Below are 19,501 nucleotides of genomic sequence, written 5' to 3'. Positions count from 1 at the left end.
TAAAGCGTCCGAATGGCTGCCGATTCTTCCCGCGTTATAGGGTCTTATTAACGCTGCATGTTTTAGACTGCGCGCCAATTGTGAATGGCGAGTGGCATCATGACACGATCGCAGACCAAAACGCTAAACATCGCTGTTCTGCTTCCGTGCTACAACGAAGCGGCCACGATCGGTGCAGTCGTCCGCGGCTTCAAAGCGGCACTGCCGCAAGCGCAGATTCATGTCTACGACAACAATTCGACAGACGGCACCGCGCTCCATGCGATGCTGGCCGGCGCCGCTGTCGTGCGCGAACGGCGCCAGGGTAAGGGCCATGTCGTGCGCCGCATGTTCGCCGATATCGACGCCGACATCTATCTGATGGCGGATGGCGACGGCACTTATGCGCCCGAAGACGGCGAAGAGCTGATCCGCACGCTGCTGACCGAACGCGCCGACATGGTGGTCGGAACGCGGCGCGGCGTTCATTCCGACGCCGGGCGCAACGGGCATGCTTTCGGCAACCGCATCTTCAACATTCTCTACCGCACGATCTTCGGTCCGGACTTCACCGATATTTTCTCAGGCTACCGGGCCTTCTCGCGCCGTTTCGTCAAGAGCTTCCCGGCCGTTTCCGCCGGTTTCGAGATCGAGACCGAAATGTCCGTCCACGCCTCTCGGCTCAAGCTGCCGGTCGCCGAGCTGGAACTCGATTACGGCCGCCGCCCGGAAGGTTCGCACTCGAAACTCTCGACCTTGAAGGACGGCGGCAAGATTCTCTGGATGTTCGCCATGCTCATGAAGGAAACGCGGCCCTTTGCCTTCTTCGGCCTCATCAGCGCGTTCTTCATGCTGTCGAGCATGGCTTTCATGGCGCCTGTGCTGGCGGAATACTTCGAGACCGGGCTTGTCAACCGCATGCCGACATGGGTTCTCTCCATGGCGCTGATGATGATCTCCTTCATGGTCTTTACCGCGGGTCTGATCCTTGATTCCGTCGCACGCTCGCGTGCCGAGCAGCTTCGCATTCATTACCTCAACGTCGCCGCGCCGAGCCAGGGTTTAGCGCCGGAAAAGTCCATTGAAACCGCGCGAGGTGGCAGGACCACGCGTATCGCATAGTTGCTTCCGCTCAAAGGTGACGCCCTTTCCATGAACAGAGAAACCACAAACCGTATTCGTTTCGTGCTGGAAGATATCCTGCCGCCGTTTGTCCGTGATTCCGGTGCGTTTCGCTGGGCTGCGCGGCGCGTCTGGGGCGACCACATCACGCACTTGGCGAAATTTCGCGAGCGAGCACCGTTTCTTTCGGCAGAGGAATATGCCGAGCTTTACCGCAAGCATCCCCGTGTTCACGAAGGCACGGACAATTCTGCGGCCTGCATCAGCCGCATCCTCGGATCGATCGCGGGAGAGAGCGTCTGCGATATCGGCTGCGGCACGGGTGCGCTGCTCCGCAGCATCCAGGCGACGCATCCTGGGCTCAACCGCCTTACAGGCGTCGACTTCGTGATTGAAGACGCATCACGGCTGCCTGGCATCGAATATGTCGCGGCCAAGGTCGAAAACGTCCCCTTTGCAGACGCGGAATTCGACACGGTCATCTGCACGCATGTGATCGAGCATATTCTCGACTACCGGCAAGCGATTGCGGAACTGCGCCGGATTGCAAAACGCCGCCTGATCATCGTTGTGCCGAGGGAACGCGAATACCGCTACACGTTCAATCCGCACTTCAACTTCTTCCCTTATACGCACTCCTTCCTGAGAGCTGTTCACCCGGTGCCTCCAGCCTTTGTCTGCGAGGATATCGGTCGCGACATCTTCTATTCGGAAGAAAGAGGTGCAGCGGATTGAAGGACGGTTCGATGCTTTCCACTTTTTCGACCGCAACATGGATTGGGCTTATCGGCACGCCACTGCTGATTGCCTCGGGCCAGGTGCTGTTCAAGCTGGCGAGCGCAGCTACAGGCGAGCTCAGTGTCCGCAATATTCTTGCTCTGCTTCTCAATCCGGTGTTGCTTGCAGCGCTACTCCTTTACGGTCTCGGAACGATCATCTGGATTTACGTCCTGAAAGCCGTCCCGCTGACGATTGCTTACTCCTTTATGGGATTGACCTTCTGTTTCGTGCCTTTGCTGGCGCAGGTCTTTCTTGGGGAAGCCATCACTGTTCGCTACGCCATTGGCGCGGCTTTCATCATTGCTGGCATGCTCGCGATCAATGGCTGACGCCTCTCTCAATCGAAGCGGGTCGCTTCTGCGCTTTGCCGCATTGTCGCTGCTTGGATTGGCGGCCGAAACGCTACTCTTCCATTTGCTGCTGAAGGTGATGCAAGGCCCGCTTTTGACGCGGGCAGTGAGCCTTGTTGCAATCCTTGGCATTATGCTCGCTATGCTGCGACGCATCGATTTCACGACGGGCGGTCGGCTGTCGGTCGGCCGCGCAGGGATCGTCGCCATCGTGCTGATTGCGGCGATCTTGAATTATGGTCTCTACGCCACGCTCATAACGGTATTACCGTCGCTGCAGCCGTTGGCGGCAATGGTTCTCGCCTCCGCCTCTACCCTGTGCTTTGCAATTTTCGGCTACATCCGTTTCGCATTTCGCGAATAATCAAACAGGCTCCCAGCCGTCCTTCTCGCTGGCGCGGTAGATCGCGTCGATCACCTTTTGGTTCAGCTTCGAGCTTTCGAGCGTGACGACCTCTTCCTTCTCGCCCTTGGCAGCGCGGGCGAAAGCTTCTGCTTCACATTTGTATTGGCGGCTGTCCTGGAAGCGGAAGATGGTCGACTCGTTGTGGCTGCGGTTGGCGAGTTCCAGTTCCTCCGGCCCCCAGCGGTCGGCGTTGAAAGGCGATTTCACCTCGATATAGCCTTCCGTGCCGTGGAACACCATGACCTGGCGGTTTGCCATCTGGGTGGAGATGTAGAAGCTCAGCTCGAAATCGCCGAAGTCGGCCTTCACGCTCGAATAGATATCGGTGCCGAATTCCGGGTCACGTTCGGTGACGGCCTGGATGCGCAGTGGTTCCTTGCCCGTCGAAAAGCGCGTGCTGATCGTCGGATAGACGCCGATATCGGGCAGGCCGCCGCCGCCAAGTTCGGGAATGTTGCGCATGTTGCCGGGATCGCGATTGAAATAGGTAAAGGCACCTTGGACATGGCGAAGCTTGCCGATCGCGCCGTCGGCGATCAGCGAGCGGACCTTTCGCCAGACCGGTGCGTAGGTCACCATATAGGCTTCGGTAATCAGGACCTTGCTGCGATCACGCGCAGCGATGAGGCTGTCGATCTCGCCGGCATTGAGCGCGATCGGTTTTTCGCAAAGGACGTGCTTGCCGGCGTCTGCCGCCTTGATGGTCCATTCGACATGCTGCGACGTCGGCAGCGGAATGTAGACGGCGTCGATCACGTCGGAGGCGAGCATCTCCTCATAGGAGCCGAAGGCATGCGGCACGGAAAAGCGGTCGGCCATCTCGCGCGCCTTTTTCAGATCGCGGCTGGCAATCGCGGTGACGACGCAGTTTTCCGCGTCCTGAATGGCCGGAACGACGAGTTCACGGCCGATCTTTGCCGTCGAAATAATACCGAAACGGAGCATGGCTTAGCCTCCCAGAGCTTGAATGGGTGCAACCTTATTCAGGGGTGGCGGGTGACGCAATGGCGTGCGCGCAAATCACGAAAGTTTGGCTTTCCTCTGCCGGAACCTGCGCTAGTTTACTCCCGGCGACGCTCTGCCGCATCCGTACTTTCAATCAAATCAGCAATTTAGGAAAGCGCCATGGAAATGCGCCGGCTCGGAAAAACAGGTCTTTCAATCTCGCCCATCGTCTTCGGCGGCAATGTCTTCGCATGGACGGCCGACGAGAAAACGTCCTTTGATATTCTCGATGCATTCTTCTACGCAGGTCTCAATACCATCGACACGGCCGACGTCTATTCATCCTGGGTGCCTGGCAACAAAGGCGGCGATTCAGAGGAGATCATCGGCAAGTGGCTGAAGAACGGAAAGGTCTCCCGCGACAGGGCGGTCATCATCACCAAGGTCGGCTCCGACATGGGCCAAGGCAAGTCGCTGAAAGAGCAATATATCCTCAAGGCCGTGGAGGATTCGCTCCGCCGCCTGCAGACGGATTACATCGACCTCTACCTCTCCCACTGGCCCGACGAAAATACACCCTACGAAGAAACGCTCGGCGCCTTCGCCAAGCTGAAGCAGCAGGGAAAAATCCGAGCGATCGGCTGCTCCAATCTCGATGCCGGCCAGCTTCAGGCATCCTTCGATGCCGCCGAGAAGGCTGGCGTTCCTCGCTACGATGTGCTGCAACCCGAATATAATCTTTATGAGCGATCGAGCTTCGAAGGCCAGCTTGCCGATCTTTGCGTGAAGGAAGATATCGGTGTCATCACCTATTTCAGCCTCGCAGCCGGCTTTCTCTCCGGTAAGTACCGCAGCAAGGCCGATACGCAGGGCAGGGCCCGCAAAGATAGGGTCGCGAAATATCTCGATGCTAAGGGCATGCGCATTCTCGCCGCACTCGATCAGATTTCCGCCGAAATGAGCGCGAAACCTGCCGAGATCTCGCTCGCTTGGCTGCTCAACAAGAAAGGCGTGACGGCACCGATTGCCAGTGCTACCAGCACCTCACAGCTCGATAGCCTGGTGAAGGCGGCGGAGCTTGAGCTTTCTGATGAAGCAATGAGACTGCTCGACAGGGTAGGCGCCTGAGGGGATGACATGACCGTGACGATCCGCGATGCGAGACCGGGAGACGAAGCGCACTGGCGCGAACTCTGGAAGGATTACCTCGCCTTTTATGAAGTCACGGTCGATGGGGACATTACCGATTCAACGTGGCGCCGGGTTTTCGATCCGGCGTCAGCAATCTTCATGCGCGTTGCGGAAGTCGACGGAGAGGTGATGGGGTTCACCCTCTCACTGACGCATGAAGGCACATGGATTCGCGGCCAGGACTGCTATCTCGAAGACCTGTTCGTCCACCCAGGCGCCCGCGGCAAAGGGGTCGGCCGGGCGCTTATGGATGACCTGATTTTGCTCTGCAAGCAGCACGGCTGGTCGCGGCTTTACTGGCACACGAACGAACAGAACAAGACGGCACGTGCGCTCTACGACAGCTATGTCGAAAGCGACGGACACATCCGCTATCGCATCAGTTTCTGAGCGGCGGAAATCCCTCGTAGAATTTCGAATGATCGCCTTGCCAATTCGCCATGCCCGGCTTGGTGAGAGTTCCGCGCGGCCGCACATAGCTCTGGATCGCACGCTTTGGCCGCTGGTGCCATTGGATATTAAAGGCCCATAGCTTTGGAAAGAAGCAGAGCGATGCATAGGGCAGATGATCGTGGATCCACCACGCGAGCTTCTGCCAATCTTCCTCATCACGATAAGTATCGATCATCCAGGGTACGACGACACAGGCCGTCGCCCCCATGCAGCCATCGAAATCGCGCATGTCCCAGATATGGTCCGCCGCACTCGAGCCATTGGTCGAGCAATTGAGCTTGTTTTTGTTTCCAAATTCATTGACGGCGGCAGAACGGTAGCCCGAGCGGATGTGCAGCGTGCCGAACGTCGCCTGAAGCGGCTCGAGCAGTTCCTTGCAAAGCCGCCTACCTGCCTCAATTGCAAGATCCGGGTCGTCTGGAATATTTGGAATGCGATAGAAATCGGCGATCTCGGAATGCAGGAAATCGCGGAGGAAGAAATTCTTCGAAAGCCGCGCCCGGCCCAGATCCTCGAGCGATTTCATCGACCCAGGCTTTTTCATGCGTCTCTCCTCCATCCGCCGGCACGAACCTATCCCGTCATTCGGCTATTGCCACCCGGAAATTGCGGGCTCCAGCGGAACAATTTCCAACTAGGTCGCTTCTCTAAGGGTTCACGACTGCGTGACTCCAAAAACGAGAACAAGGATGGAAGAAATGGCCAAGGGAAAGACACTTGAGGATCTCTACTACGACACTCTGAAGGATATCTACTTCGCCGAGCGGCAGATTCTGCGCGCCCTGCCGAAGATGGCCCGCGCTGCTCAGTCCGCCGATCTGAAGGCCGGTTTCGAAAAGCACAAGGAAGAAACCGAAGTCCATGTAGAACGCCTGCAGCAGGTCTTCGAGATTGCCGGCAAACGTGCTCAGGGCAAGACGTGCGAAGCAATTCAGGGCATCATCGCTGAGGGCGAAGAGATCATGGAAGAATTCAAGGGGACGGCCGCGGTCGACGCCGGCCTGATCTCTGCGGCGCAGGCCGTGGAGCACTACGAGATCGCCCGTTACGGCACACTGAAGACCTGGGCGCAGAACCTCGGCTACAAGGACGCCGTCGTGCTGCTGGACCAGACCCTGCAGGAAGAAGCGGCAACTGACAAGTTGCTCACGAAACTCGCTGTCACCGCCGCAAACCAGAAAGCCGCCCGCGCAGCTTGACGACAATCCTCTGAAGCAGCCGGTCTTACCGGCTGCTTCAGACTTGGCACGGCTTGCCAAAGAACCGCCCGCCTCTAAATCCTTCAGCGTTATCATGACGCCGATACGGAGGGTGCAAGATATGTCCGAACAGCAGGCAATCGAAGCAGTCGTCCATCTCTACGTCGAAGGCATGACCTTTGCCAACGAAGCCGCATTGCGAAAGGCCTTCCATCCGCAAAGCACAATCATCGGTCACTATGAACATGCGGTCGAATGGCTGACGCGCGACGAATTCATCGCTGCGATCACCGCTGAAGGCGCCGCCCCGCCGGGAACGCAACCGTATATGGATATAACAATGATCGATGTCGCAGGCGATGCCGCGATGGCGAAGGTGACTGACGAATTCGCCGGGATGCGCTTTACCGACTATCTGTCGATGCTGAAGATCGACGGTCGATGGACCATCGTCAACAAGCTCTACTACCTGCATTCCTAGGCGGCGCAGCTTTCACTGATTCGGGCCGGCGCAGCCGCCGGCCCGGAGTGCCGCCCATCGTATGCTTCGTCAGCTTCGCAGCACACCGCCGGTGAACTTCGTCACGCTCGCCACGATCTTCTGCGTCAAAGCCTCAAAATCCTCGTCCGTCAACGTCCGCTCGACGGGCTGGATCTGCACTTCGATCGCAACCGACTTCTTGCCTTCGCCAAGCGATCCGCCTTCGAAGATGTCGAAGACATTGACGCCGGTGACCAGCTTGCGGTCGGCACCGCTCGCAGCCTTTATGATCGCGCCTGCTTCAACCGCCTTGTCGACGACGAAAGCGAAATCGCGCTTGACGGCCTGGAAGGGCGAAAGCTCCAGCGCCGGCTTGGTGCGTGTCGCCTTCTTCTTCGGCTCGGGCATAGCGTCGATATAGACCTCGAAGCCACAGAGCGCGCCTGACACATCGAGCGCTTCGAGCGTCGAAGGATGGAATTCGCCGAAATAGCCGAGGACGACCTTCGGACCCATCTTGATGGTGCCGGAACGGCCGGGGTGATACCATTCCGGTCCGCCCTGCTCTATCTGGATGTTGCCCATCGGCAGGCCGCAGGCCTCGATCACCGCCAGCGCATCGGCCTTGGCGTCGAAGACATCGACCGGCTTGCCGCCGCCCTTCAAATTGTTCGACCACATGCGGCCGGCGCCGGTGAGCGACGCCGTGCCGCGGCGAATGCCACCGGCAACACGGCGCTGGCCGTCCGGCCTGTCATTCTCGTAGGTTCCGGAAACTTCGAAGATCGCCACATCGCCGTAGCCCTTGTCGGCGTTTCGCTGCGCAGCCATCAACAAACCCGGCAGGAGCGACGGGCGCATGTCGGACATTTCGGCTGCGATCGGGTTCGCAAGCTTGAGTGCCGGCGAGCCGCCGCCGAAGAGCTTCGCCTGCTCTTCCGAAATGAAGGACCAGGTGACGGCCTCCAGCATGCCGCGCGAGGCGAGCGCCCGCTTGGCCATACGCGTGCGGATCTGCAGCGTCGTCAGAATCTTGCCGTTCACGGCTGCATGGCTTTCCAACGGCGCCGGCTTGATGTTGTCGACGCCGTGGATGCGCATGACTTCCTCAACGAGGTCGGCCTTACCCCCGACGTCCGGACGCCAGGAAGGAACGGCGACCGAGACGCTTTCGCCCGAGCCCGACACCCCGAAGCCGAGGCGGGTCAGGATATCCTTGCTCTCCTCAGTCGAGACTTCAAGGCCGGTCAGGCGCCTGACTTCCCAGTAGGGAAAATCGACGGTCTTCGGCTGATAGCCCTTGTAGCCGACGACATCCGCCTTCGCCGGCGTGCCGCCGCAAAGTTCAAGAACGAGTTCCGTCGTGCGCTCCAGACCGGGAACCATATATTCCGGATCGACGCCGCGCTCGAAGCGATAGCGGGCATCGGTGATGATGCCCAGACCGCGGCCGGACTTGGCGATGTTCATCGGGTCCCAGAGCGCGCATTCGATCAGCACGTCGGTCGTGTTTTCGTCGCAGCCGGAATGCTCGCCGCCCATGATGCCGCCGATCGACTCGATGCCGTCCGCATCGGCGATCACGACATTGATAGGGCCAAGCTTGTATTCACGCTGGTCGAGCGCCAGCACCGTCTCGCCTTCCCTCGCACGGCGGACGGTCAGATTGCCGCTTACCTTGGCAGCGTCAAAGACGTGCATCGGCCGGCCCTGATCAAAGGTCATGTAGTTGGTGATATCGACCAGCGCATTAATTGGACGCAGACCGATCGCCAGCAGCCGCTGCTGCATCCAGCGCGGGCTCGGACCGTTCCTGACGCCGCGCACGAGGCGGAGCGCAAAACCCGGGCAGAGCTTTTCGTCGTCAAGATCGAGCTTCACCTTGACAGGTGTCTCGCCTTCGACGGCGAAGGACGGCGCAGGCCGCGTCTTCAGCGTGCCGAGACCCGAAGCGGCCAGATCGCGGGCGATGCCGTAAATGCTCGTGCAGTCCGGACGGTTCGGGGTGAGGTTGATCTCGATGACAGGATCGTCGAGATGGGCATAAGCCGCATAGCTGGTCCCAATTGGCGCGTCTTCGGGCAAATCGATAATGCCCTCATGATTGTCAGAAATCATGAGTTCCTTTTCGGAGCACATCATGCCATGGCTTTCGACGCCGCGGATATTGCCGACGGAAAGCGTCACATCGATGCCGGGAACATAGGTGCCCGATGCGGCAAATGCGCCGACGAGGCCCGCCCGCGCATTCGGCGCCCCGCAGACGACCTGGATCGGCGCACCCTTGCCGGTATCGACCGAGAGAACCTTCAGGCGGTCGGCCTGTGGATGTTTCTCAGCGGAGAGAACCTTGGCGATGATGAAAGGCCTGAAGGCCGCCTTGTCATCGACATCTTCGACCTCCAGCCCGATCATCGTCAGGCGCGTGCAGATTTCATCGAGGGTGGCATCCGTTTCCAGATGATCCTTCAGCCAGGAGAGCGTGAATTTCATGATCTCAATCCTCCCTTACACGCTCAAGCCGCCGAACAGCGTCGGCATGTCGAGCGGGCGGAAGCCATAGTGGGTCATCCAGCGGACATCGGCGTTGAAGAAGTCGCGCAGGTCGGGCATGCCGTATTTCAACATAGCGATGCGGTCGAGGCCCATGCCCCAGGCAAAGCCCTGATATTCGTCCGGGTCGAGACCGCCATAGCGCAGCACGTTCGGATGGACCATGCCACAGCCGAGGATTTCCATCCAATCCGTTCCCTCGCCGAATTTGACGATCGGGCCTGAGCGGTCGCATTGGATATCGACTTCAAAGGACGGCTCAGTGAACGGGAAGAAGGACGGGCGGAAACGCATCGTCACGCTGTCGACCTCGAAGAAGGCCTTGCAGAACTCTTCGAGCACCCAGCGCATGTTGGCGACATTCGCCTTCGTGTCGATCACCAGTCCCTCGACCTGATGGAACATCGGCGAATGGGTCGCGTCCGAATCCTGACGATAGGTCTTGCCAGGGATGATGATGCGGATCGGCGGCTTCTGCACTTCCATGGTGCGCACCTGTACGGGCGAGGTGTGCGTACGCAGCACTTTTCGCTCGCCGTTCTCATCCGGTTGGAAGAAGAAGGTATCGTGCATTTCGCGGGCTGGGTGGCCTTCGGGGAAATTCAGCGCCGTGAAATTGTAATAGTCGGTCTCGACATCCGGACCTTCGGCGATCGAGAAGCCCATGTCGCCGAAGATCGCGGTGATTTCGTCGACGATCTGGCTGATCGGGTGAATGCGGCCGCGCTCGGCGGGCGAGGAGCGGACCGGCAGGCTGATGTCGACCGTCTCGGCCTTCAGGCGGGCATTGACCGCCGCTTCCTTGAGCGTCGCCTTGCGAGCGGCAAGCGCATCTGCGACCTCATTCTTGAGGACGTTGATTGCAACGCCCTTGGTCTGGCGCTCTTCAGGCGACATCGTGCCGAGCGTCTTCAGGAGCTCGGAAACGGAGCCCTTTTTCCCGAGGGCCGAAAGGCGCACGGCTTCGAGTGCCGGTTCGTCGTTGGCGGCAACAATTTCCGCAAGCAGCGATGATTTGAGCTGGTCGATATCTGACATCGTCAATTCTTTCCGTCCGGGATCAGGCGGGCAATCGGAGGCTGGTTAGAACCGGCCGGGCAAGCAGTAGAGAGAAAGAAAAACCCGCGCCAGCCCAAACCAGCGCGGGTTTCCCAAAATTCAAAAAAGCGTCAAGCTTGGGAAGCGCTGGTTAACGAACCGCGCTTTCAAACTCGTTCTTCGTACCGGCATCCTTGAGGTACTCGAGGGCCTTCTTGGAGGCTGCGACGAGCGTGCCGAATGCTTCCGGCTCATGGATCGCCATGTCGGAGAGGACCTTGCGGTCGACCTCGATGCCAGCCTTGTTCAGGCCGTCGATGAAGCGGCCGTAGGTAAGGCCGAATTCGCGGACGGCAGCGTTGATGCGCTGGATCCATAGCGCGCGGAAATTGCGCTTGTTGACCTTGCGGTCGCGGTAGGCGTACTGCTTGGCGCGATCGACGGCAGCCTTGGCGGTACGGATGGTGTTCTTGCGGCGGCCGTAGAAGCCCTTTGCTGCCTTCAGAACTTTCTTGTGCTTGGCATGGGCTGTAACGCCTCTTTTTACACGTGCCATTTCATGATCTCCTTAATCTAAAGCGTTCGCGGAATAGTCTTAGAGACCGTTCGGCAGGTAGTTCTTCACAACCTTGCGGCCATCGGGTTCTGCGAGAACCATCGTGCCACGTGCGTCGCGAATGAACTTGTTGGTACGCTTGATCATGCCATGGCGTTTGCCAGCAGCAGCGGCCTTGACCTTGCCGGTCGCGGTAATTTTGAACCGCTTCTTGGCCGAGGACTTCGTCTTCATCTTGGGCATTTTGCTACTCCGTTTCTATCCTCCCTGCGCGCTTCTTCAAAAAAGCCCTCCTGCGATGTCCGGTCTTCCGGCCGTCGCAACAAGGTGCGGGAGCGTTTGTTGTTGATCTGCGGCATGGCGACGAGACCGTCCCGCAAGCATTCGAAACTGCCACGGCATGCCCTGCCGGTCAGTTCGGACGCGCGCTTATACCTGCAGCGCCGCGAAAGTGCAACGGGGCAGACGAGGATTCTTCAGGCGCGCTGAAAAACACAAAAGCCGCCCTTACAGACGGCTTTGATGCATTGATGAGGGCCGCTCACTTCGGCGCGAGCACCATCATCATCTGGCGGCCTTCAAGCTTCGGTTCGGCTTCGACCTTTGCAAATTCCAGTGTGTCGGCCTTGACCTGCTGCAGAAGCTTCATGCCGAGTTCCTGGTGGGCCATTTCGCGGCCACGGAACTTCAGCGTCACCTTCACCTTGTCGCCTTCCTCAAAGAAGCGGCCCATAGCCTTCATCTTCACCTCATAATCATGGGTGTCGATGTTCGGACGCATCTTGATTTCTTTGACTTCGACGATCTTCTGCTTCTTGCGCGCCTCGGAGGCCTTCTTCTGGTTGGCGTACTTCAGCTTGCCCAGATCGAGAATCTTGCACACAGGCGGTTCGGCGTTGGGAGAAATTTCCACAAGGTCGAGGCCGGCTTCTTCAGCCATTCTCAAGGCCTGATCGGTGGGCACCACGCCCAAATTCTGTCCTTCAGCATCAATCAACTGAACCTTAGGAATACGGATTTCCCGGTTCGAACGCGGCCCTTCCTTCACGGGCGCGTCGGTTTTAAAAGGTCTGCGAATGGTCGTACTCTCCTCGAGTTGTTTCAGATCGCAGCTTCGCGCTCCATTGGGGCGCAACGAAGTCTCGCTATCGCTGCGATGTCGTCAATAACACGCTTTAGCGGAAAAATCACCTGCTGTCAGCCTATCGAGAATCTGTTTTATAGGCACAAACAATGGGAGTTTGTGCTTATGTCCGAAGCAACAGCCATATCCGAGCCGCAGTTCCTGACGGTGGGCGAAGGCGACGCGGAGCGAAAGATCGCTTTCATCATTCGTCAAGCCACCTCGAACGATCGCGGCCCGACCTTCGTCTGGCTCTCCGGCTATCGGTCGGACATGAGCGGCACAAAGGCGATAGAGCTCGATCGGCTGGCCGGCGAACTCGGACTTGCCTGCATCCGCCTCGACTATTCGGGGCATGGACTTTCCAGTGGAGAGTTTAAGGATGGAACGATTTCCCGCTGGCTGGAAGAAGCGCTCGCCGTCCTCCTCCATGCAAGACCCGAGCGCGTCATCATCGTCGGTTCCTCCATGGGCGGATGGATTGCGTTGCGGCTGGCGCAGGAACTTGCAAAGTTGGAGGGGACGCCAAAGCTCGACGGTATGGTGCTGATCGCGCCGGCACCCGACTTCACATCGGACCTCATCGAGCCGCATCTGAGGAAAAAGGATCGCGCCTCGCTTGCCGAACGCGGCTTTTTCGAAGAAAAGTCCGACTATAGCCCGGAGCCCAACATTTACACCCGTGCACTTCTGGAAGACGGCCGCCAAAACCGGGTTCTGACCGGCATCATCAACACAGGCTGCCCGGTGCATGTCCTGCAGGGCATGAAAGATCCGGACGTTCCCTACAGTCACGCCATGAAGCTGGTTGAACACCTACCCGCCGACAATGTCGTGTTGACCTTCATTCGCGATGGCGACCATCGGCTTTCACGGCCACAGGATATCGAGCGGATACTATCTGCCGCTAAAGGCCTCATTCGTTAGTCGAAGCAGGCGCCTGCCGCCTCCACCAGAGTTCGAGCCCGGGCCCGGCCGGAAACCGCCGGTTGTGTGGCATTTTAACCATGTCGGGTTGTTTGGGCAGCCCTTCGAGAAGTAATGATTGACTCCTCAACGCCCTCTCCGTTAACTCTTTGTTAACAAATACAAGGGCGATGCAGGGAAACGGGCGTGCGGATCAAGGGTTACTTGATGGTCATGATGGCCATGTTTGCGATGTCTTCGGCCGCATTACCGGCCCCCACAAGAAACCTCTCGATGGTTACCGGCGGCGCCACCTCGCAGCCAATCGGCCATTATGATTTCTGCCAGTTGCACCGGATCGAATGCGGTGCGGACCGCAACGCAGGGCCGGCGGAAATGAATGGCGAGAAGTGGGCTCTTGTCCGCTCGGTCAATTCCACCGTCAACAGCACCATCAGCCCGATGACGGACAAGGAAATCTACGGCAAGGACGAAATCTGGGCTTATCCGACAACGGCGGGCGACTGTGAAGATTTTGCACTCCTGAAGCGCCGCATCCTGATCCAGCGCGGCTTTGAGCCGGCAAACCTTCTGATGACGGTGGTGCGTAAACCGGATGGCGAAGGCCATGCCGTGCTGACGCTTCGCACAGCAGAAGGCGACTTCATTCTCGACAACCTCGCTTCGAGCGTGAAGCCCTGGTTCGACACGGCTTATTCCTTCGTCAAGCGCCAGTCGAGCTACAATGCCGGCCGCTGGGTAACGATCGAAAACGGCCGCGACGTCCTGGTCGGCGCTCTGAAGTAAGAAATTCAACCTTCAGCACTAAGGCCTGCGACCGTCGGCCGCTTTATGAGACTTTGTTTGCCGCATGGTCTCCCGCCCTTCGCTTGAGTTCAAGACGTTCGGCGTTGCAATCGTGTCACTGGGGTCGATTGCTTCGGCTGCGCGCCGGACCGGGCCTCACCCATTGCCGATCAGGATGCCGGCAGCTAGCACAAGGCCTCCGCCGACCACGACCTGGAAGGCGGCGCGCAGAAATGGCGTTTCCATATATCTGTTCTGGATGAACGCGATCGCCCAGAGCTCGAAAAAGACGATGACGACAGCAGTGATCGTCGCGGTCCAGAATTGCGGAATGAGATAGGGCAGTGCGTGGCCGAGACCGCCGAGCGTTGTCATGATGCCGCAGGCGAGACCACGCTTGATTGGCGAACCGCGCCCGGAAATCTTGCCGTCGTCATGCGCAGCTTCGGTGAAGCCCATCGATATACCCGCGCCTACCGAGGCCGAGAGGCCGACGAGGAAGGTCTGCCACGTATCCTGCGTCGCAAAGGCGGCGGCAAAGATTGGCGCCAGCGTCGAGACCGAACCATCCATCAAGCCTGCAAGGCCGGGCTGCACATAGGTGAGCACGAATTGCCGCCGCGCCGTATCGTCCTCGGCGTCTTTTACGCCCTCCGGCGTATGTTTGTCGCCGAGCATCCTGGCAATGTCTTCGTGACCCTGTTCGGCGAGCGCGAGATCGCCGAGAAGCTGGCGCGTCGAGGCATCCGAAGTCTGCTTTGCCGCCTCGACGTAGAAGCGATAAGCCTGCTCCTCCATCGTCTCGGCTTCCTGCCGCACTGCTTCCAACGACAGGTTCTTGCGCAGCCAATCCGGCTTGCGCTCATAAAAGCCCTGCACATGCTCGCGGCGAATTAACGGAATGCGTTCGCCGAAACGCTGCCGATGTATCTCGATCAGCGACTTGCGGTGCGTATTTTCGACTTCCGCCATGTCCTCGAGGACCTGCGCCGAGGCGGGATAAGCGGCCTTCAGCTGGTCGGCATAGGCACGATAGATGCGGGCGTCGTCCTCTTCGGAGGCAATCGCTAGCGCCAGAATTTCCTGTTCCGACAATGATTTGAATGAACGTTTGGACGACCTGAAAAACCGCGGCAGCATAACAATAGCTCCATTTTAGAACTATTCTAAATCTAAACAGCGCACCGCAAGGCGTCAAGCATCGGGCGGTTGATCCCGACAGATTGCCGCAAGACGGATTGTGGACTTCAGTTGGAAGCGGCAGGAGCCTATATGAGGCGTGCCGCAACAAATCGACCATGGGTTTGAGATGAATAGTGAATTGCAAGGCCGGGCGGCGCATGCCACCGCAATCCGCCAGCGAGCGGAAACGGAAATGAATGCGATGGGCATCGACAATGCCTTCATCGACAGGCTGGTCGAGACTTTCTACGGTCGCGTCCTTGCGCATCACGAACTCGGCCCGGTTTTTGACGCCCGGCTTTCCGGCCGCTGGCCGGAGCACATGGCGAAGATGAAGAGCTTCTGGTCGTCCGTCGCATTCCGCAGCGGCGCCTACGGCGGGAAGCCGGTGCAAGCACATGTCGGTGTTGCAAACATGACGCCGGCTCTCTTTCCGCAATGGCTGGAGCTCTTTGCCGCAACGCTCGACGATATCGCTCCGAATGCCGCGGTAAAGGCCTGGTTCATGGCGACAGCGGAACGCATCGCGAAGAGTTTGACGCTATCGCTATTCTACAACCCCGCACTCGACGATCCGGCGCGCAAGCCCGCCTAAGCTTTTTCCGTCGAAAAGGTCGCACTTGCACTCGCCGCAACGACCAGCGCGGTCCCGAGCATCTGCAACAGCGTCATGGGCTGCGCAAGGATGAGGAAGCCTGCGAGCGCACCGATTGCTGGTTCCAAGCTCATGAGGATGCCGAACGCGGCCGTCGACATCCGCCGTAACGCAATCATTTCCAGGGTATAGGGCAGGAGCGGAACGAGGATCGCCAGACCTGCCATCTCGACGAGACCGTAGCCATCGAGGTTCGGCGCGGCCCCGGCAAAGCCGAAGGGCGTCGCCACCACCGCTGCCACGATCAGCGACATGGAGAGGCCTTCGAGCCCCTTGAACGCCGCTCCGACCTTTTTCGTCAGAATGATATAGCATGCCCAGCCCGCGCCGGCGCCGAAGGCAAAGAGCACCCCGGGCAGATTGCCGACCCATTGCTCGCCATCATAGGCGAGGAAGAGAACACCGGCTGCGGCGATCACCGGCCAGATCAGGCGCCGCGTCAGGCCATAACCGAACGTCGCGACGGAAAGCGGACCAAGAAAATCGATCGCGACCGCAAGCCCCAAAGGAATTCGCTCGATCGCCGCGAAGAAGGACATGGTCATTAGCGCTGTCGTCGTGCCGAGAACCAGTGCGCCGATCCATTGCTCGCGGCTGTAGCGCAGCAATGGCGGACGAACGGCGATTGCAAGGATGACTGCCGCGAAGGCAAGCCGCAGCCAGGAGGCACCGGCCGATCCATAGGCTGCGATCGCGCCGGAAGAGAATGCCGCACCAAACTGAATGGACGACATCGACAGCAGGCACATGAGTGCACCGGCCGCAACCCCGCCGGAAAATGCGGGCGCTGCTGCAGTTAACGCAACGGCACTGCCGTTTGCCGCTGGTTCGCCCGTCTCCTGATCCATTTCCCGCTCCTGATTTGCAACCCTGATACGAACACAATCGCAGAGCGGCAAATGCAAACTTCTGATCCGAACATAAGCGGGCTTTATGAACCGAGACGCTAAAGCGCCAGCCTGGTTTCGAGCACCTCTTCAGCCTCGCCGGGGCTCATGCCAAAAACGTTCTTGCCGATCTCAAAGCTGAATCCATTCCGGGCGAAAGCTGAAAGCTCCTTCACCTTTCGCTTCTCATCAAGGTCGCCACGCCGGAACGGACCAAAGGCGCGCTTGCGGGCGAAGACGACGGCGGCGAACAGATCGTCTGCACGCTCGAGCGCGGTATCGACGATATCGCTTGCCACCCCTTTCGAGGAGAGTTTCTGCGCGATGATCCGTTTCGACTTGCCGCCGCGTACCGCCGAGCGGGTGCTCACCGCAGCATAGGCGACGTCGTCCAGAGCCTCCTGGTCGTAGGCGAATTTGACCGCCGAGTCGGCAAGCGCCTTCAGCTGCGCCGGACTGATGTCTTCGAACTTCTGCTTCGCCTTTCGCGTGATCGCATCGAAGAGCTGTTTTTCCGTCATCATCCGGCGCTCGAGGCGATAGATCGTCGAGTTGCGTGCCCAGGAGAGCATGCGCGGCGTCGGAACATCGGGTTGCTGATTTTGGTCGTTCATCGAAGGCTTCTACGCCTCCAGCCCTTTCAGCATATTGGCGACGTTGAGGCCGATTTCCGTCACGCCATAGCCGCCCTCCATGCAGGTCAGGACTGGAAGGCCCGCCTTGGCGATCAACGCGCCCATGCGTGTGAAATCATCGGAAGTCAGCTTGAAGAAGGAGATCGGATCGCGTTCGAAGGTATCGACGCCGAGCGAGACGACGATGGCTTCGGCGCCAAAAGCCTTGATGCGCGCAAGCGAATCCGCAAGCGCTGCCGACCATGCAGCCCAGGCCGTGCCGCGCGGCAGCGGGTAGTTCGCATTGCAGTTTTCGCCGTCGCCCTCACCGGTTTCATCGGCATAGCCCCAGAAATAGGGAAAGGCATTGGCGGGTTCGCCGTGCAGCGACGCAAAGAAGATGTCGCCGCGGCGGTAGGTGATGTCCTGCGTGCCGTTGCCGTGATGGAAATCGACATCGAGGATCGCAACCTTCTTTGCGCCGATATCCAGCAGGCGTTGTGCCGCGACGGCGGCGTTGTTGATGAAGCAATAGCCGCCGAAGAGATCGATGCCCGCATGATGGCCGGGAGGCCGGCAAAGCGAGAAGGCGAACCGGTTTCCGGCATTTAGCCAATCGGCGCCGGTGATCGCGCATTGCATCGAGGCGACGGCCGCCTCGTAGGTGCCGCTGGTGATCGAGGTTTCCGTGGCATTGGCGTAATAGCCGAGCATTCCGTCGATATCGTTCGGCACGCGCTGCGTTGCGCGGCGCACCGGCAGCGAGGTCGGGATCGCCTCGCCCGCGGCCCCGCTCGCCTGCCACAAAGTCCAGGCCTTCGACAGGAAATCGAGATAGCCGGCGTCATGCAATTTCAGAGCGGTTTCCAGTCCATGCCGTTCCGGCGCAACAACATCCGAAAAGCCCACCTCTTTGACTGCCTTTAGGATCCACTCTGCGCGAAACGGTCCTTCGAACGGCGTCACCAGCAGACCGCCATGCAGCTCTGTCTTCGCATCGCGCAGCTTGTGGTCTTCGGAATAAATGACGCGCACCTGCTTCTCCCTGATTTGTTTTGTGGGATAAGGCGCGGCGGATGCACGCCTTGTCAATGGTTTAGGGAGCGATGCGCTTGTAGAACAGCGTGGTTGCGCAATAGCCGCCTTCCGGCCACATCGCATAATCCGGGATGACGCCGGCGCGCTCCCAGCCGAGTCGCGGATAGATTGCCTCCGCTTCGCTGCCGGTTGCTGTGTCCAGCACCAGCACGCGCTTGCCATGTTTTGCGGCTTCGTGTTCGATCGCCTCCATCAGCAGCCGTGCCATACCCTTGCCACGTGCAGAACGATGCACGAGCAGCTTCTTCAAATCGCCACGGTGCGGCTGGTTCGGCATCGAGGCAAATCCGACCTGCACCGTCCCGACGATCTTTCCGTCGATCTCAGCCACGGCGAGCAGGTTGACGCCCGCCTCGACCGTTTCTGCGACGCTCCTCCAATAGGGCTCGGCGTCGGCCGCCGTGCAAGGCTGCATGAAGCCGACTGAGGCGCCGCCCTCCACGCAGTCGGCTAGTATCTCGCAAAGTTCCGGAATAGCCGCATTGGCCTGTTGTGCATCAAGAATACGAATGACGGTCACGGTCTCTCCTGAAATCAAATCAGCGGGTGCTACGGTTGAGCACGACGCAATAGCGGGCGGGTTTGCTGGTGGGATTGCGGAAGACATGCCCCTCCCCGACCGGCATGAAGAGGCAATCGCCGGGCAAAAGGTGATGCACCGTTTCGCCAGTGGTCATCTCCATTTCGCCTTCGAACACCCAGACGTGCTGGGTCATGCCGTGGCTTGCCGTATGCGGCGGAAAGCTGACGCAGGCGCCCGCAGGGAACTCGACGTCGACGATATCGACCTCGGACGACGTTGCGGGTGGCGAGACGGAGCGGCGCAGATAACCGGTTTCCGGATCGCGCCAGACCTGCTGCTCGTGGCGTCTTGCAAGTGGCGAGGCCTGCCTTTCATCGGCAAAGAAGGCTGAAAGCGAAAGCCCGAGCGCGGCACAGACCCTTGCAAGCAGTGAGGCCGTCGGGCTCGCCTCCGCCCGCTCGATGCGCGAGATCATCGCGCGGCTGACGCCGGAGGCATTGGCAAGGTCATCCAGCGTCAGGCCCTTTTCGATCCTGAGCTTGCGGATGCGAATGCCGATCGCCGTTTCGAGTTCCTGTTCCATCTGTTCGATCCATTGATTCTACTATAAGAGAAATGCATGGTCTGATAATGGAATCAAGTGGTTTTTAATC

Annotated in this window: 24 protein-coding genes; 11 read left to right on the top strand and 13 right to left on the bottom strand. The window is 59.2% G+C overall.

Translation table 11 applies throughout. The features are described 5' to 3' along the window. Positions 1–99: 99 nt before the first annotated feature. From QA644_RS20715 to QA644_RS20700, 4 genes are read left to right on the top strand one after another with little or no spacing between them, the layout of a single operon-like run. Positions 100–1,101, top strand: coding sequence for a glycosyltransferase (locus QA644_RS20715; protein WP_348651961.1), 1,002 nt, complete (start codon positions 100–102; stop codon positions 1,099–1,101). A gap of 30 nt (positions 1,102–1,131) precedes the next feature. Next, positions 1,132–1,836 (top strand): class I SAM-dependent methyltransferase, encoded by a 705-nt coding sequence (locus QA644_RS20710; RefSeq protein ID WP_283070366.1) that lies wholly within the window; start codon positions 1,132–1,134, stop codon positions 1,834–1,836. Between the two features lie 11 nt (positions 1,837–1,847). Then, the gene (locus QA644_RS20705) at positions 1,848–2,210 is read left to right on the top strand and encodes a transporter (protein WP_283070363.1); all 363 of its coding nucleotides are present in this window, start codon (positions 1,848–1,850) and stop codon (positions 2,208–2,210) included. Continuing rightward, a complete protein-coding gene (locus QA644_RS20700) occupies positions 2,203–2,595 on the top strand; it encodes a GtrA family protein (protein ID WP_239596017.1) in 393 nt (130 codons plus the stop codon). Before QA644_RS20705 ends, QA644_RS20700 begins: the two co-directional genes overlap by 8 nt. Here the strand turns inward: QA644_RS20700 and QA644_RS20695 are convergent, their stop codons facing one another. Further along, a complete protein-coding gene (locus QA644_RS20695; protein WP_283070362.1) occupies positions 2,596–3,582 on the bottom strand; it encodes a Gfo/Idh/MocA family oxidoreductase in 987 nt (328 codons plus the stop codon). A 180-nt stretch (positions 3,583–3,762) separates the two neighbouring features. Between QA644_RS20695 and QA644_RS20690 the strand changes: the two genes are divergently transcribed. Both QA644_RS20690 and QA644_RS20685 read left to right on the top strand, forming a co-directional pair. After that, complete coding sequence (locus QA644_RS20690; protein WP_283070361.1) at positions 3,763–4,710, top strand: aldo/keto reductase; 948 nt, start codon at positions 3,763–3,765, stop codon at positions 4,708–4,710. A 9-nt stretch (positions 4,711–4,719) separates the two neighbouring features. Then, positions 4,720–5,163 carry a GNAT family N-acetyltransferase gene (locus QA644_RS20685; protein ID WP_283070359.1) on the top strand — a complete coding sequence of 148 codons (444 nt, stop codon included), beginning with the start codon at positions 4,720–4,722 and terminating at the stop codon, positions 5,161–5,163. Here the strand turns inward: QA644_RS20685 and QA644_RS20680 are convergent. Continuing rightward, entirely contained in the window at positions 5,153–5,770 is a 618-nt protein-coding gene (locus QA644_RS20680) for a hypothetical protein (RefSeq protein ID WP_283070358.1), read from the bottom strand. The genes QA644_RS20685 and QA644_RS20680 overlap by 11 nt on opposite strands. Positions 5,771–5,924: 154 nt before the next feature. Here QA644_RS20680 and QA644_RS20675 point away from each other — a divergent pair, with 154 nt between their 5' ends. Both QA644_RS20675 and QA644_RS20670 read left to right on the top strand, forming a co-directional pair. Further along, positions 5,925–6,425 (top strand): ferritin-like domain-containing protein, encoded by a 501-nt coding sequence (locus QA644_RS20675; protein ID WP_283070356.1) that lies wholly within the window; start codon positions 5,925–5,927, stop codon positions 6,423–6,425. A 121-nt stretch (positions 6,426–6,546) separates the two neighbouring features. Then, positions 6,547–6,906, top strand: coding sequence for a nuclear transport factor 2 family protein (locus tag QA644_RS20670; protein WP_039843611.1), 360 nt, complete (start codon positions 6,547–6,549; stop codon positions 6,904–6,906). A gap of 69 nt (positions 6,907–6,975) precedes the next feature. Here QA644_RS20670 and pheT read toward each other — a convergent pair whose 3' ends face one another. The 5 genes from pheT to infC form a co-directional block, all read right to left on the bottom strand. After that, complete coding sequence (gene pheT, locus QA644_RS20665) at positions 6,976–9,399, bottom strand: phenylalanine--tRNA ligase subunit beta (protein ID WP_283070354.1); 2,424 nt, start codon at positions 9,397–9,399, stop codon at positions 6,976–6,978. Positions 9,400–9,414: 15 nt separating this feature from the next. Further along, positions 9,415–10,497, bottom strand: coding sequence for a phenylalanine--tRNA ligase subunit alpha (pheS, locus tag QA644_RS20660; RefSeq protein WP_283070353.1), 1,083 nt, complete (start codon positions 10,495–10,497; stop codon positions 9,415–9,417). Between the two features lie 151 nt (positions 10,498–10,648). After that, a complete protein-coding gene (rplT, locus tag QA644_RS20655; RefSeq protein WP_074066305.1) occupies positions 10,649–11,053 on the bottom strand; it encodes a 50S ribosomal protein L20 in 405 nt (134 codons plus the stop codon). Between the two features lie 39 nt (positions 11,054–11,092). Beyond that, on the bottom strand, positions 11,093–11,296 hold the full coding sequence (gene rpmI, locus QA644_RS20650; RefSeq protein WP_004108077.1) for a 50S ribosomal protein L35: 204 nt from the start codon (positions 11,294–11,296) through the stop codon (positions 11,093–11,095). 298 nt (positions 11,297–11,594) lie between these two features. Then, complete coding sequence (infC, locus tag QA644_RS20645) at positions 11,595–12,131, bottom strand: translation initiation factor IF-3 (protein ID WP_074063010.1); 537 nt, start codon at positions 12,129–12,131, stop codon at positions 11,595–11,597. Between the two features lie 171 nt (positions 12,132–12,302). Between infC and QA644_RS20640 the strand changes: the two genes are divergently transcribed. Further along, entirely contained in the window at positions 12,303–13,103 is an 801-nt protein-coding gene (locus QA644_RS20640; protein WP_283070350.1) for an alpha/beta hydrolase, read from the top strand. 186 nt (positions 13,104–13,289) lie between these two features. Continuing rightward, positions 13,290–13,889 (top strand): transglutaminase-like cysteine peptidase, encoded by a 600-nt coding sequence (locus QA644_RS20635; RefSeq protein WP_283070347.1) that lies wholly within the window; start codon positions 13,290–13,292, stop codon positions 13,887–13,889. A gap of 156 nt (positions 13,890–14,045) precedes the next feature. Here QA644_RS20635 and mbfA read toward each other — a convergent pair whose 3' ends face one another. Further along, a complete protein-coding gene (gene mbfA, locus QA644_RS20630; protein ID WP_092583971.1) occupies positions 14,046–15,029 on the bottom strand; it encodes an iron exporter MbfA in 984 nt (327 codons plus the stop codon). Positions 15,030–15,198: 169 nt separating this feature from the next. Between mbfA and QA644_RS20625 the strand changes: the two genes are divergently transcribed. After that, positions 15,199–15,666, top strand: a complete 468-nt coding sequence (locus QA644_RS20625; RefSeq protein ID WP_283070345.1) for a truncated hemoglobin — start codon at positions 15,199–15,201, stop codon at positions 15,664–15,666. On the opposite strand, the gene QA644_RS20620 is transcribed toward QA644_RS20625, so the two are convergent. The 5 genes from QA644_RS20620 to QA644_RS20600 all read right to left on the bottom strand — a co-directional run bounded on the left by QA644_RS20620 (position 15,663) and on the right by QA644_RS20600 (position 19,431). Next, complete coding sequence (locus QA644_RS20620; RefSeq protein WP_239596038.1) at positions 15,663–16,574, bottom strand: EamA family transporter; 912 nt, start codon at positions 16,572–16,574, stop codon at positions 15,663–15,665. The genes QA644_RS20625 and QA644_RS20620 overlap by 4 nt on opposite strands. A gap of 98 nt (positions 16,575–16,672) precedes the next feature. Further along, positions 16,673–17,227, bottom strand: coding sequence for a recombination regulator RecX (gene recX, locus QA644_RS20615; protein WP_283070343.1), 555 nt, complete (start codon positions 17,225–17,227; stop codon positions 16,673–16,675). 9 nt (positions 17,228–17,236) lie between these two features. Continuing rightward, positions 17,237–18,262, bottom strand: a complete 1,026-nt coding sequence (locus QA644_RS20610; RefSeq protein ID WP_283070341.1) for a histone deacetylase family protein — start codon at positions 18,260–18,262, stop codon at positions 17,237–17,239. Positions 18,263–18,323: 61 nt separating this feature from the next. Then, the gene (locus tag QA644_RS20605) at positions 18,324–18,845 is read right to left on the bottom strand and encodes a GNAT family N-acetyltransferase (protein ID WP_283070339.1); all 522 of its coding nucleotides are present in this window, start codon (positions 18,843–18,845) and stop codon (positions 18,324–18,326) included. Positions 18,846–18,864: 19 nt separating this feature from the next. Continuing rightward, the gene (locus QA644_RS20600; RefSeq protein WP_092583977.1) at positions 18,865–19,431 is read right to left on the bottom strand and encodes an XRE family transcriptional regulator; all 567 of its coding nucleotides are present in this window, start codon (positions 19,429–19,431) and stop codon (positions 18,865–18,867) included. Positions 19,432–19,501: the final 70 nt, after the last annotated feature.

The sequence above is a fragment of the Rhizobium sp. CC1099 genome (assembly GCF_029714385.1).
In the GTDB taxonomy this organism is placed as follows: domain Bacteria; phylum Pseudomonadota; class Alphaproteobacteria; order Rhizobiales; family Rhizobiaceae; genus Rhizobium.
The sequence above is the reverse complement of the archived record's forward strand: the minus strand, read 5'-3'. Positions and strand labels throughout refer to the sequence as shown.

Excerpts from the sequence above, each read along its gene's own strand:
- QA644_RS20675 (WP_283070356.1), top strand. The coding sequence starts at position 5,925 with ATGGCCAAGGGAAAGACACTTGAGGATCTCTACTACGACACTCTGAAG.
- QA644_RS20625 (WP_283070345.1), top strand. The coding sequence starts at position 15,199 with ATGAATAGTGAATTGCAAGGCCGGGCGGCGCATGCCACCGCAATCCGC.
- recX (WP_283070343.1), bottom strand. The coding sequence starts at position 17,227 with ATGAACGACCAAAATCAGCAACCCGATGTTCCGACGCCGCGCATGCTC.
- QA644_RS20600 (WP_092583977.1), bottom strand. The coding sequence starts at position 19,431 with ATGGAACAGGAACTCGAAACGGCGATCGGCATTCGCATCCGCAAGCTC.
- QA644_RS20670 (WP_039843611.1), top strand. The coding sequence starts at position 6,547 with ATGTCCGAACAGCAGGCAATCGAAGCAGTCGTCCATCTCTACGTCGAA.
- QA644_RS20710 (WP_283070366.1), top strand. The coding sequence starts at position 1,132 with ATGAACAGAGAAACCACAAACCGTATTCGTTTCGTGCTGGAAGATATC.
- pheT (WP_283070354.1), bottom strand. The coding sequence starts at position 9,399 with ATGAAATTCACGCTCTCCTGGCTGAAGGATCATCTGGAAACGGATGCC.
- QA644_RS20715 (WP_348651961.1), top strand. The coding sequence starts at position 100 with ATGACACGATCGCAGACCAAAACGCTAAACATCGCTGTTCTGCTTCCG.
- QA644_RS20640 (WP_283070350.1), top strand. The coding sequence starts at position 12,303 with ATGTCCGAAGCAACAGCCATATCCGAGCCGCAGTTCCTGACGGTGGGC.
- QA644_RS20695 (WP_283070362.1), bottom strand. The coding sequence starts at position 3,582 with ATGCTCCGTTTCGGTATTATTTCGACGGCAAAGATCGGCCGTGAACTC.
- QA644_RS20620 (WP_239596038.1), bottom strand. The coding sequence starts at position 16,574 with ATGGATCAGGAGACGGGCGAACCAGCGGCAAACGGCAGTGCCGTTGCG.
- QA644_RS20705 (WP_283070363.1), top strand. The coding sequence starts at position 1,848 with ATGCTTTCCACTTTTTCGACCGCAACATGGATTGGGCTTATCGGCACG.
- rpmI (WP_004108077.1), bottom strand. The coding sequence starts at position 11,296 with ATGCCCAAGATGAAGACGAAGTCCTCGGCCAAGAAGCGGTTCAAAATT.
- QA644_RS20680 (WP_283070358.1), bottom strand. The coding sequence starts at position 5,770 with ATGAAAAAGCCTGGGTCGATGAAATCGCTCGAGGATCTGGGCCGGGCG.
- rplT (WP_074066305.1), bottom strand. The coding sequence starts at position 11,053 with ATGGCACGTGTAAAAAGAGGCGTTACAGCCCATGCCAAGCACAAGAAA.
- QA644_RS20685 (WP_283070359.1), top strand. The coding sequence starts at position 4,720 with ATGACCGTGACGATCCGCGATGCGAGACCGGGAGACGAAGCGCACTGG.
- QA644_RS20700 (WP_239596017.1), top strand. The coding sequence starts at position 2,203 with ATGGCTGACGCCTCTCTCAATCGAAGCGGGTCGCTTCTGCGCTTTGCC.
- pheS (WP_283070353.1), bottom strand. The coding sequence starts at position 10,497 with ATGTCAGATATCGACCAGCTCAAATCATCGCTGCTTGCGGAAATTGTT.
- QA644_RS20690 (WP_283070361.1), top strand. The coding sequence starts at position 3,763 with ATGGAAATGCGCCGGCTCGGAAAAACAGGTCTTTCAATCTCGCCCATC.
- mbfA (WP_092583971.1), bottom strand. The coding sequence starts at position 15,029 with ATGCTGCCGCGGTTTTTCAGGTCGTCCAAACGTTCATTCAAATCATTG.